At 62.9% G+C, this 12,184-nt stretch carries 10 protein-coding genes; 2 read left to right on the forward strand and 8 right to left on the reverse strand.

Going from position 1 to position 12,184, the window contains the following annotated elements; all coding sequences use genetic code 11:
* Positions 1-62: 62 nt before the first annotated feature.
* Together AC1D05_RS05405 and AC1D05_RS05410 are read right to left on the reverse strand one after the other, a co-directional pair.
* The gene (locus AC1D05_RS05405; protein WP_477438897.1) at positions 63-350 is read right to left on the reverse strand and encodes a hypothetical protein; all 288 of its coding nucleotides are present in this window, start codon (positions 348-350) and stop codon (positions 63-65) included.
* A gap of 14 nt (positions 351-364) precedes the next feature.
* Complete coding sequence (locus AC1D05_RS05410; RefSeq protein ID WP_477438899.1) at positions 365-2,914, reverse strand: caspase family protein; 2,550 nt, start codon at positions 2,912-2,914, stop codon at positions 365-367.
* A gap of 350 nt (positions 2,915-3,264) precedes the next feature.
* On the opposite strand from AC1D05_RS05410, the gene AC1D05_RS05415 reads away from it, so the two are divergent.
* Together AC1D05_RS05415 and AC1D05_RS05420 are read left to right on the forward strand one after the other, a co-directional pair.
* Positions 3,265-3,786 (forward strand): hypothetical protein, encoded by a 522-nt coding sequence (locus AC1D05_RS05415; RefSeq protein WP_477438901.1) that lies wholly within the window; start codon positions 3,265-3,267, stop codon positions 3,784-3,786.
* Between the two features lie 86 nt (positions 3,787-3,872).
* Positions 3,873-5,951, forward strand: a complete 2,079-nt coding sequence (locus tag AC1D05_RS05420) for a sigma-54-dependent Fis family transcriptional regulator (protein ID WP_477438903.1) — start codon at positions 3,873-3,875, stop codon at positions 5,949-5,951.
* Between the two features lie 91 nt (positions 5,952-6,042).
* Here AC1D05_RS05420 and AC1D05_RS05425 read toward each other — a convergent pair whose 3' ends face one another.
* From AC1D05_RS05425 to AC1D05_RS05450, 6 genes are all read right to left on the reverse strand, one after another.
* Entirely contained in the window at positions 6,043-7,086 is a 1,044-nt protein-coding gene (locus AC1D05_RS05425; RefSeq protein WP_477438905.1) for an NAD(P)-dependent alcohol dehydrogenase, read from the reverse strand.
* A gap of 38 nt (positions 7,087-7,124) precedes the next feature.
* Positions 7,125-8,756: a chaperonin GroEL gene (groEL, locus tag AC1D05_RS05430; protein ID WP_477438907.1), complete on the reverse strand. Its 1,632-nt coding sequence runs from the start codon at positions 8,754-8,756 to the stop codon at positions 7,125-7,127.
* A 77-nt stretch (positions 8,757-8,833) separates the two neighbouring features.
* Positions 8,834-9,631 (reverse strand): iron-sulfur cluster assembly protein, encoded by a 798-nt coding sequence (locus AC1D05_RS05435; RefSeq protein ID WP_477438908.1) that lies wholly within the window; start codon positions 9,629-9,631, stop codon positions 8,834-8,836.
* Positions 9,632-9,636: 5 nt separating this feature from the next.
* Positions 9,637-10,659 carry an amidohydrolase family protein gene (locus tag AC1D05_RS05440; protein ID WP_477438910.1) on the reverse strand — a complete coding sequence of 341 codons (1,023 nt, stop codon included), beginning with the start codon at positions 10,657-10,659 and terminating at the stop codon, positions 9,637-9,639.
* 73 nt (positions 10,660-10,732) lie between these two features.
* Positions 10,733-11,104 carry an MmoB/DmpM family protein gene (locus tag AC1D05_RS05445; protein ID WP_027045792.1) on the reverse strand — a complete coding sequence of 124 codons (372 nt, stop codon included), beginning with the start codon at positions 11,102-11,104 and terminating at the stop codon, positions 10,733-10,735.
* Between the two features lie 16 nt (positions 11,105-11,120).
* Complete coding sequence (locus tag AC1D05_RS05450) at positions 11,121-12,179, reverse strand: aromatic/alkene monooxygenase hydroxylase subunit beta (protein ID WP_258585423.1); 1,059 nt, start codon at positions 12,177-12,179, stop codon at positions 11,121-11,123.
* Between the last annotated feature and the right edge of the window lie 5 nt (positions 12,180-12,184).

A 12,184-nucleotide genomic window follows, 5' to 3' on the forward strand; every position in this document is an offset into this window, starting at 1 on the left:
GGCCTTGCGCTACTGTCGTCGGTCGCTACTGACCACATCATAGTTCCAACTCGGCGAGTTCATCACCAACTGTGGCCACCGCCACCGCCACCGCCGCCGCCGCCGCCGAGAGCGGGAATGACAGGAGGCTTTTCAGGGGCTTCCTCTGCCGGAACTATCACTTTCTTGACGATCACCTTCTTGCGCTTAACTATTTTTGTCGGAGGCGTCGTCCGAACGACTTTCCGATGCTTCGTTGGCTCTGGCGTTGGCTCAATTTTGGGTGGAAGCGAGGTGCAGCCCACGAGCCCCATCAGTACGCTGGTCAGAAGTGCTCCGATAAATGCCTGCTTCACTGCCCTGCCCACCATTGCCTCCTCGTTGATTAGAACAAATCCCGACGCGGGTTGGCTTGCTCCCAGACCGCCCTGGCCGCCTTGACCAGTTGGTCGTCCAGCGAGCCGTTCGCCGCGATCTTCGACTTGAGTTCGCCGTGCAATTGCTTCAGCGCCGCCGTTTTCGCCTTCGCGCCGAATTTTGCCAGGCTCGCCTGGGCGCCCGGCAATTCCTGGCGAAGATCAAGTGCGACGGCGAAGGCTAGGTAACGCACCGCTATCGCCTGGTCGGCCTTGTCGCCCTTCTGCATTTCGAGAGCCGCGCGATCATAGGCACCGGATTGATCACCGCGTGCGGCAGCGAGTTCAAACAGTCTTTGCGCTTCATCAAGGTTCTGCCCTACGCCGACACCGTCCCGGTACATGCGGGCAAGGCTGGCCGGAGCGTAGGGCTGGCCGAGATCCATGGCCTTCTGGAAAAGCCCTTGCGCCTGGCTCGGATCTTTTTCGACGCCCACTCCGGCCAGGTAGTTGCGGCCGAGCAAGTTCATCGAATACATATCCTGCCGCTCTACGCCTGCCTTCAGAAAGGCCACCGCACGGGCCGGATCGGCGGTTATGCCATTGAGGCCCTCGGTAAAGATCGCGGCCAGCTCGTTCATGGCATAGGTGTGACCCATTGCAGCCGCTTTCAGCAGAAGGTCGAGACCCTTGCCCGTGTCGGGCTGGACGTCGTAGCCATTGAACAAGGCGCGTCCCCAGGCCATCATCCCGTAAGGATCGCCCTTGTCGGATGCCGCCGCGTAGAAGCTGTTGGCCCGCTTGCGGTCGATGGGCATTCCCGTACCCGTCGCGTTGAAGTAACCAAGCTCGAACACGGCGCGGACGTGGCCTTTGTCGGCTGCCGCCTGGATGGCTTTCTTCGCGTCCTCGACCTTGCCGACTGCCAGCAGCGCCCGGCCCAGTTCGTAGCGGAAACGAGCGACGTCGGGATAGGCCTTCACCGCCGCCTCGCAGGCCTTCACGGCCTCAGTGCCGATTTCATTCGGCAGCAGGCCTGGGACGACGCCTTGCAGGTCGAGAGGCTCGCCGGCGGCCTGGTCGCAAGGATCGACGCTTGGCGACAGCTTCATGGTGGCGGGCTTGGATGAGCTGCTGTCGGCGCGGATCTCGAAGCCGACCTCGACCGGCTGGGCGGCACCGATCTGGGGTTCGTAGCGCAACTGGTCGACCTCATCCGCCATCAGGCTCGACTCCGGCGACAGGGCACGATCCGGCAGGGACAGCGTACCCGTTGCCGGATAGCTCGCGAGTTTCAGGCTGACCGCAGGATCGTTTGTCGGGAAGTCCAGCTTCAGCGGAACCGGGCCGACACCGACCGGGACGCTGATCTCACGATTTTCGATCGCCTCGGCGGCGCCGGTGATATGGATGCCCCGCTCCAGCACCTGCTGCTTCTGCTCGGTCTCGAGCGAGGCCACGATCTTTTCGCCCTCGGCGCCCTCACTGTTTTTGACACGGAACACCATGATGCCCTGGGCTTGGCCGCCCCAATTGTCATGCGTGGCGTAGGCCAGCATGTCGACCTCTTCGGGCGCACCGACACCCTTGGGCACATCCATCTTCAGGCGCGGCAGGTCCTTGCCCTCGATCGGTTCGCCGACAGCGACAGCCTTGCCGTCCAGCAGCAGGCGCCCAAGTGCTGGCGGCCTTTCGATGCTGACGGTGATCGATCCGCCATCGACATCGACCGGTTCCGGCAGATCCAGGGCAACAGGCCCGACACCCGATGGCACCACCTTCTCCAGAACCGGCGGCAGCGAAGGCCGGCTGGCGCGGCGCATCAGGACAACCTCGTCGATGAGCGAGGAGTTTTCCCAGGGCACCTGCTTGCCTTCCGTGGCCTCGACCACATCGCGGCGCACCGCGGCCATGACCGTGCGTATCTCCTGGTTCGGCGCCAGCGCGCGACGCGAGAATGCGGAGGAAAACGGGCTGAGATCTCCGGCCCCATCATAGGCGACCGCCCCTGGCTCCGTGGCAAAGGCAATCAGCGTGTTCAGCGAGCTTTTGACCTGCGCAAGACCGGTGTTGCCGGCGGTGATCAGCTGGTCCCTCAGCCAATAATCCTTGCGCGGAAACGGATTGTTGCGACAGGCATCGAGGATGATCACCTGGATCTTCGATTTGGCGCGCAATTGCTGCAGGACATCGTCCAGCTTGACCGCCTGGACCTCTATGTCGGCCGCATTCTTCAACGAGGCATCGACGGGGATCAGGAAATTCTCGCCGCCAATCTGAAAGCCATGGCCGGAATAGTAGACGACGGAGAGATCGGCGCCGTCCGCCGCCGCGAGGTAGTTGCGGAACTGCTCCTCGAACTGCAGCTTTGTGAGATCCTTGGCGACGAACACTTCGAAGCCGGCCAGCCGAAACGTCTTGGATACGTCTTCGGCATCCTTGTCGGGGTTCTTGAGAGCGGGGATTTCCCGGTACTGGGAATTGCCGATCACCAGAGCGACCCGTCGATCGGCCGACGCATCGAAGCTCGTCAAGGCCGCTACGAGGAAGACCACGATCAATCCGCAAAGTCGGAGCATGGCAACCGCCTCAACCGCCGCGACCCGACCACCACAAGCTCCCCAGATGCGGTATCAGGTCTGTTGAAGAACTCACAATCCGCCGAGACAGAACAGGAACAAGTGTGAAAATCCGCCCCGTCAGCAGGCACCTTCCTCATCCGAATGTGTAAACTACCTCAGAGCCGAACCATCCGCAATGAGTGTCGAACTGCGTGGGTGTCCGGCTCGAGTCACAACTTTTTGAAACAGAAGGGGCCAGCAGGGCATCTCGTGTAGCAGCCACCTGCTACCAACGATGTGAAATTCGGCGCTACCTATTGTGAATGGCGGATCCGGCGATGGCGGTGTAGGGTTCGCTGCAAATAAGAATGACCCGTATCCCGGGCACCGCCAAGCCAACGAATCTGGGAGGATTCATGGTCGAGATCATCTCCAAGCGGGACGGCCTGCGGCGCGAGGATGTTCAGGTCAAGCGACTGATCGAGCAGAACCGCTCCACCATCACTCGAATTGCCGACCAGATCAGCGGCGGCGGCTACTCGGCCTCCAGGCAGCCGCGCCAGCAACCCAAGGCGGAAGGGCTGATCATCCATGTCGGCGGCAGCGCTGCAACCGCCACCGAAGCGAGCCCGTCCATCCGCGTTACCATGAACGGCCGTGTAATCTCGAAGGATCAGAACACGGGCCGCCAGCTTCACCATATCGGCGATGTCCGCAACCGCAATGGCGACCAGGTCTTCGTGCTGGCAACGAAGCAGAATGGCTTCTTCTCGCCGGTCGATGAAACCATCGCCGAGGCGCTCGCCGGGCTGGATGGGTCCCGGCTGACCGCGACCTATACCGAGGAGCAGCTTGCGGCCGACATCGGCGCGAAACTCGGCATCGACTGACGGCAGGCTATCGGGCGCGGCTCTGCACGTCCAATCCGCGACGGCATACAGAAATGGCATACCTCAAAAGGTACTGTGATGACTGAATGAGACAAGCGAGCGGCCCCAATCCGATGAAAACCGATGCTCTTGCGACGCATGCGTCGATGGCCACCGGACGACTGGTTCTGGACAGGATCGACTATGATGAGCGCGCCACCATGCGCGCCTGGGAGAGTTTTCTTTCCGACAAGCCGACATCAGCGCGCGATCCGGTCCACGTTCGCTCGCTGATCCATGATTCCTGGTATCGCAGCGCCACCGGCGGCATCAACGCACAAGGCATCGAAGCGCCGCTGAGCAGCGATCGCGACGAGATCGAATATCTGACCCGCGCCAATGCCGAACTGCTTTCGGCGGCGCGCCGGTCGTTCGCCTCGCTTGGCCAGTTGCTGGACGGGACAGGCGCGATGCTGGTTCTGGCCGACAGCGACGGCGTGCTGATCGATGCCATCGGCGACAAGAAGACGCTGCATGACGGCATGGATATCCACCTCGCCATCGGCGGCAAATGGAACGAAGGCGCCGTCGGAACCAACGGCATCGGTACAGCACTTTGGACCGGTGAGCCGACTTTCGTCCATGCGGCCGAGCATTTCTGTGCCGGCATAAAATCCTGGACCTGCGCCGGCGCGCCGATCCGCGATCCGCTGGACGGCAAGATCATCGGCGTCGTCGACCTGTCGGGCTATTCGCCGATCTTCCGGCCGCACAACACCGCACTCGTCGCCGCCACCGCCAGGCAGATCGAAAAGGCGCTGGCCGAGCAGCAGCAGGAACAGCGCACGCGCCTGCTCGAAGCCTTCATTTCCTCGGCGCCCAGCTATCGCCGGAAGGACGGGCTGGTGATCGTCGATCATCGCGGCCGCGCCATCTTCTGCAACAACGTGCCCAATGGCGACACGACCGAGATGATGGACGGCCCGATGGAGCCTGGCCGTGGCCGCTGGCTGATGAACCTGCCGGCCTCCGGCTCGGACACCGATCTCGCCAATGCGCTGCCGCCGCATCTGCGCTCCTGCCACGTCACGCCGCTGAAGCTCGACGGCGACCTTCGCGGCGCAGCCCTGGTGTTTCCTTCGGTGCCGGCCGTCACCAGCATGACGGTGATGCGGCGCGAGGAGAACAAACACCTGCGGGCAGCCGCGGCGATGATTGTCGGCGAAAGCGAAAAATTGCTGGCCGCCGTCGATATCGCGTCCCGCGTGGCCGGATCTAATGGCGTCACCTCGTTGCTGATCGAAGGCGAGACCGGCGTCGGAAAAGAGCTGTTCGCACGGCTTGTCCATGCCGGCAGCCGGCGCAGCGAAAATGACCCGTTCATCGCCATGAATTGTGGCGCGATCACCAAGGAACTGTTCGGCAGCGAATTGTTCGGTCACGTTTCCGGCGCCTTTACCGGAGCTTCGCGCGACGGCAAGCCGGGCATCTTCGAACTCGCCAATGGCGGCGTGCTCAGCCTCGACGAGATCGGCGAGTTGCCGCTCGAAATCCAGCCCTTCCTGTTGCGTGTCCTGGAAGAGCGCGTGGTCCACCGCATCGGCGACTCCCGGGGGCGGCCGGTGGATGTGCGGCTGGTCGCCTCGACCAATCGCGACCTCAAGCAAGAGGTCGCCGCCGGACGCTTCCGCAGCGATCTCTACTACCGCATCGGCGCGGTCTCGATCCATGTCCCGGCGCTACGCGATCGCGGCGATGACGTGCTGCTGCTGATCGAGCATTTCAACCGGCAGATCGCGAAGCTGGCCGGCAATGACTCGCTGGAGTTTTCAAACGAAGCGCTCGATGCGCTGCTGGCCTATCGCTGGCCGGGAAATGTGCGCGAACTGAAGAACCTGGTCGAGCGCCTGCACATCCTGGCGCGCGGCGGCACCATCGAACTGCAGGATCTTCCCGGGGAAATCAGTGCCGGCGATCGCAACGCCATGGCCGTGCACGGCGACCATCCCGCGGCCATGCTCGAAGCCCCCGTACGCACCTTCGAGGATGCGGAACGCCAGGCGATCAAGAATGCGCTTGCCGCGGAGAGCGGCAATCTCAGTAAGGTTGCGCTGCGGCTCGGCATTTCACGGCCGACGCTCTATCGCAAGCTCGGCCAATACGGCATCCGACGCGGCTTTCTCTGACACGCGGCGTAAAAAGAAACCCATGGCATTCGCGCCATGGGCTGGGGAATTGTGGCCGATGGATCAGGCCGGTGGCCTGCTTCCGAAAACCTCAGGGAACGATAACGCCGCGGCCGGTGAAACGGCGGTTCTTGAAATCGTCGAGCGCGGTGTTGATGCTGGCGAGGTTGTACTCGGTGTAGTGCATCTTCACCTTGCCGTCGGCGTTTAGCTCCATCAGTTCGACAAGCTCGGTGAAATTGCCGACCAGGCTGCCGCCGATGTTGATCTCCTCGATAACGAGATGCGCGGTCGGCACGTTGATGTTGCCGCCATAGCCGACGACGAACAATTGACCGCCCTTGCGCACCATCTTCCAGCAGATGTTCTCGACACCGAGTTCACCGACGAAGTCGATCACCACATGCGCGCCGCCGCCGGTGATCTGGCTGACCTCCTCGACGACGTTAGGCCCACCGTCGAGAATGAAATCGGCGCCAAGGTCCTTGGCCAGCACCCGCGCCGCCGGTTCGCGGTCGACGGCGATGATACGGCAGCCCGAAATCGCGTGGAGCGATTGCAGCGCGATGTGGCCGAGCCCGCCAATACCGAGCAGCACGCAATAGCTCCCTGGCCGCAGCAACTTCGCGGCGCGCTTGGCGGCGCGGTAGGCGGTGATGCCGGCATCGGCCAGCGGCGCCACTTCGATCGGCGTGATGTTGGCATTGAGCTTGATCAGCGAGCGCTCGCTGGTGATGAAGTATTCGGCGAAGCCGCCATTCATGCCGAGGCCGGGGAATTGGCCGTTGTCGCAATACATGTCCTCGCCATGGCGGCAGTTGAGACAGATGCCGCATGAGCGGAAGGGATGGCAGATCACCGCGTCACCGCGCTTGACCGATCTGACGCCGCTGCCGACCTCCTCGACCCAGCCGGCATTTTCGTGGCCCATGATGTAAGGCAACAGCGTGCCTTCGGGGTCCATGGTCGGCTTCCACACGCCTTCGATAATGTGCAGATCGGTGCGGCAGAGACCGGCAGCACCCACCCGCACGATCACCTCGTCGGGCGCGGTGATTGTCGGTGCCTTGACCTCCTCGATCTTGAGGCGGACGTTCATCGTCGGATCGTATTCATACAGTCTGGCAGCTTTCATCGTCGTCTCCTTTCAACGTCGAGATTGTCTGGATTGCTTCAGGCGCGGCCGAGCTTTTCGGAGCCGCCGCCACGTGCCGGCCCGGCCGTCGGATCTTCATCCTCGGCAAGATCGCCAATCAGCGTTTCGGTGGTCAGGATCAGCGTCGCCACGGAGGCCGCGTTGGCGAGCGCGGTGTAGGTGACGCGTACGGGGTCGATGATCCCTGCCTCGAACATGTTCTGATAGGCGCCGGTCGATGCGTTGTAGCCGTAGCCGCCATTGATGCGGGTGACCTCGATCACCACGGCTTCGGGATCGGCGCCGGCATTCGCGGCGATGCGCCAGAGCGGGCGCGACAGCACCGAGCGCACGAGGCGCACGCCCTCGGCGACATCGCCATCGACGCCGGCCGCCACCTTGTCGAGCAGCGGCGCGATCTGGGCGAGTGCGGAGCCGCCGCCGGCGACCACGCCCTCTTCTGATGCGGCACGCACTGCATTCAAGGAATCCTCGATCAGCTGGATGGTCCGCTTCTGCTCGACCGGGGTGACGCCGCCGGCATAGAGGATCGCGGTGCCGCCGGAGAGCTTGGCCAGCCGCTCGCGCAGCTTGTCCTGGTCGATATTCGGCGGCGAAGCTTCATACTGCCGCTGCACCTGGGCGCGACGCGAGGCGATGGTCGCATGGTCGCCGCCGCCACGAATGATCGAGGTGTAGGACGAGCTGGTCTTCACCCGGTCGGCCGTGCCGAGATCCTCGGGCGTGACATCCTCCAGCCGGCCGCCGAGATCGCGCGCGATCACCTTGCCGCCGGTGATGATGGCCAGATCCTCCATCATCGCCTTGCGCCAATGGCCATATTCCGGCGGGTGGACGACGAGATATCGTCCCGGTCCCTGCTTGCCGAGCAGCGTCACCACCACTTCCGGCGACATTTCCTCGGACACGATCAACAGCGGGCGCCCGGCCGCGTCGGCTATGCGGCGGACCGCATCGAGCTGCTCGGGTTCCTTGATCTTGAGATCGGTCATCAGGATGTAGGGCCGGTCGAGCACGGCCTCCATCTTCTCCTGGTCGGTCACCATGTGATGCGAGAGGTAGCCGCGTTCGAAGGACATCCCTTCGACGACATCGAGCGTGGTCTCGGTGGTGACGCTGAAATCCGTGGTGATGACGCCTTCGGCGCCCACCCGCTGATGGGCTTCAGCCACCAGTGCGCCAAGCTTGCTGTTGGTCGCCGCAATGTTGGCGACCGACGCCAGGATGCCGTTGCCCTTGGCCGGCTTGGCGGAAGCCTTGAGTGCGGCCACCACCGCCGCCACGGCAAGGTCGATGCCCTTGCACAGATCGACGGATTTCACGCCGCGTTCGTTCGCCTCGACGCCGCCCTGGATGAGCGCGTTGGCGAGCACGATGGCCGTCGTGGTGCCGTCGCCGGCGATCTCGTTGGTCTGCATCGACACTTCGCGGACGACCTGCGCGCCCATGTTTTCGAAACGGTCGTGCAGCTCGATCTCGGAGGCGATGCTGACACCGTCACGGGTCACCATCGGCGTGCCGATCGGCCGGTCGATCATGGCGTTCATGCCCTTGGGGCCGAGCGTCGGTTCGACGGCGGCGGCGAGCCGGAAGACGCCACGGGCGAGCGCACGGCGAGCCTCGGAATTGTGAAGCATTATCTTGGGCATGATTCCTCCTTCCGCCTTACGGGCGGGTTGTTGGTTAGGGGCCTCGTGCAAGGGAGGCCGTTGCTGTCGGCTCTGCTTCAGGCGGTCGGCGCTGTTCGTGCCGGCACGCGATCCATGATGAAATCGACCAGCGTCGGTTCGCCGTCGACCACATCCAGTTCCTTGTATCGGGTCTGCTTGAGCCCGCGGCACAGCGCACCGTTGAACTCCATGTTGATGCGCACACCGCGCAGTTCGGCGAGATGGGCGCTGAGTGCATCGGGCGGTATGCGATGCCCTTCCCAGGTCACGAAGACGGGATCGTCCGCCCGGCGGTCGGGAAAACCCTCGAGCAGCGCCGCCCGGTATCGCGGCTTCTGTTTGGCCGCCTCGCCCGGCTCGAACCGCGCGACGTCGTATGCCGGCAGGTCCATGCCGAGGATTTCGCGATCGGTCAGGCCGTGCGCCTTGAGGCCGCGCAGGACTGCCTCCTGGCGCCGCTTGAAGGCCTTCATCGCAAAGGTTTCGCGCAAGCCGCCGAGATCCTGATCCTCGGCGAGCACGGCGAAGATATCGCCGAAGCTCTTGCCTTCCGCCATGCCGCGATTGACCTCGTCGGCGAACATGTGGTCGTGCAGCTTGACGCGATAGGCCGGCGCCCAGGAGAGCTGGTCGAGCGCCTTGCGGACGCCGTCCAGCATCAGGAATGCGAAATTGGGCGAGCACCAGTAGGTCGGCAGGCGGAAGTCGATTTCCACGCTGCCATCGCCTGTCACATCAGCCCGCTCGACAAAGCCCATCTCTGTGATGGGTTCGTCGAGTTCCGGGTCGTTGACCTCACCAAGGCGCCGCCAGAGTTCCTTCTGGCCGTCGCCGGAAACGCTGGCGGTTGCCATGGCCCCTACTCCGCCGCGATGCTGAAGGGCGAGCTGGCAAGCGCCTTCTTCTTGGCTTCGATATCGATGTTGTAGAGACGCGCGGCGTTGAGGCCGAGGATCTTCTCCTTGATCTCGTCCGTCAGCTGCACGCCGCGTTCGGCGGCGATGTCCTCGGGTATCTGGTAGGCCCAGAACTTCTCGACCAGCCAGCGCGGCGTCCAGATCGCGTAGTCAGAACCGAACAGGATCTTCTCCGGCCCAAGCCAGAACAAAAGCTCGGCGATCACCTCGCCGAAATAGCGCGGGCGCGCGTGGATGAAAGGCAGCGCCACCGCCAGGCCACCATAGACATTGGTTTCCTGCGTCGCGATCCAACAGAAATCGTCGAGGCGCGGCAGGCCGCAATGCTCGATGATCCAGTTGAGGCCCTGGAAATCCGTCGCCGCATGGTCGACGTCATGGACGTCGAACGCATCCTTCGACAGCGGCAGGATGGTCGGGCCCTTGTGGACGTGGATGTTCTTGATGCCGAGCTTGTCGCAGAGTTCGAAGCATTTGTAGGCATCGGGATCGGTGAGTTTCCAGCCCTTGGAGGCGCCGTTCCATTCGGCCGTGTACATCTTCACGCCCTTGACGTTGTAGGTCTCCTTGAGGAAGTGGATGTATTCCAGCGCCTTCTCGCCATCGCGCGGATCGAAGGCGCCGTTGACGATGAAACGCTCGGGATAGCGCTTGGCCACCTCGGCGTTGCGCTCGATCGTGTTGAAGCCGGTCTTGTAGAAATCCTTGAGATAGGTCGACTGGACGATCGCCACATCATCGGGACCGTCGATGAACAGGTCGCGATAGAGATCGTCGGCGCTGTATTTCTCGAACTTGCTCTTCTCCCACAGCTGCTCCTTCGGGCTCAAGCCCGTGTGGTAGGCGTAGAAGCATTCGATGAACTGCTTGCCGTGGATGTTCTTCTGGTTTTCCGGGCTGCCGTCCCAGAAATGGGTGTGGCCGTCGACCACGAAAATGTCCTTGCCTTCCGGTGTTCTGTACATGGTTGCCTCCGCAGCAATCGCGTTGATCGGTTGGGCGCGCCGCACCCGGCGGCGCGCCGGATTTTCGTGGCGGCTATTCGATGTATTCGAACATCTCATCCATGTTGCCGAACAGGATCACGGTGTTGTCGTCGACGCGAACCATGCGGCCGTAATGGGTGGAGGTGTTGACCTCGAAGGTCTCGGCCGAAATCTCGCGGCCGAGGTACTCGCCGATCGCGTCCATCTTGAAGATCAGCTTGCCGTCGCCGTCGATGCGGATCAGCGCCGGCTGGTAGGTGATGGTTACCCCCGGCTTCTGGCCCATGAATTCGGCGATGGCGCGTGCCTCGACCGAGTCGTTCATGGTGACGCCGCACTGGTGCGAAATCGTCTGCTCGAAGGTGATGTCCTTCATCGCCTTGAAGATGTTGGAATGCGTTGCGTCGCGTGCAGATAGTGACATGACGATTTCTCCTGTTTCAGCGCTTGAGGCCGAGTTCGCCGAGGATCTGGCCAATCCGCTCTTCGGATTTGGCGCGGACATCCGCGAAGGCGACCGGCTTGGAATGCGGCATCGACCAGATCGGCTGCAGGCCGGTGGCTGCCTTGTCGGCGAGCGCGCCGTGTTTCTTGACCCAGCCCTGGAAGAGCTTCTTGTTGGCGGCGCCGTGCTTCTCGTCATTGGCGAGGAGATGCATGAGGTCGATCGTGTTGGCGAGGTTGCGCTCGTAGTCGGCCTCGGCCGCGGAAATCACCGCCGGGGTGATGAAGTCATGGTTGGCGGCGGCGATCTGCATCAGGAAGCCGGAGCGGAACATTTCGCCGACCAGCGGTTCGAAGACGATGTTGATGGCGAAATACTGCTCGAGATAGTCGGTCGCGCCCATGATGGTCTCGACCGCTTCGCGCGTGCCTTGCCAGTTCTTGTCCTCGAGCCAGGCCTTCTTGCCGAGTTCGTCGTCCCAGCCGGGCAGGTCCATGCCGATCTCGGCAAGGTAGAGCGTGATGTCCTGGGCAAGCCTGAGCTTGTAGGACGAGTTGGTCAGCGTCGCGTTGTTGATCATCTGGGTGTAGCCGTAACGCTGCGCCTGCATCAGCGAGGTGCCGAGTCCGAATTCGGCATGTTTCCAGGCGCCGAGCTGTGTCTGCAGGATCTTGACCCAGGCCTTGTCGAAGGTCTTGGGAGTGCCCGACTTGCGCGCATTGTTGATGACGCTCTGCACCATCGTCTCGATCTTAGACTGGCGCTGGTAGTGCGTGCGCTCCCACTCCTGGTCGGGGGCGCGGAAGGCGTGCCAGTTGGAGCTCTGGGCGGCGGTGTTCTGCTTGACATAGGCGCCCTTGCCGTCGGCGAAGGAGATGATCCAGTCCTGGATCAGATAGCGTTCCGGGTCGGGCTGGACGTCGACCGTCATATCCTCATAGTGGGTGGCGCGCTGGCCTTTCGGGTCGAAATACCGGTATTTCCGGCTGTCGGAGTCGGCGAAGATTGCCGCGCCGGCGGCTCCGGATCCGACTGAACTCGAGGTTGCAGGCATAGTCT

The sequence above is a fragment of the Mesorhizobium sp. P2_E9 genome, assembly GCF_056403815.1.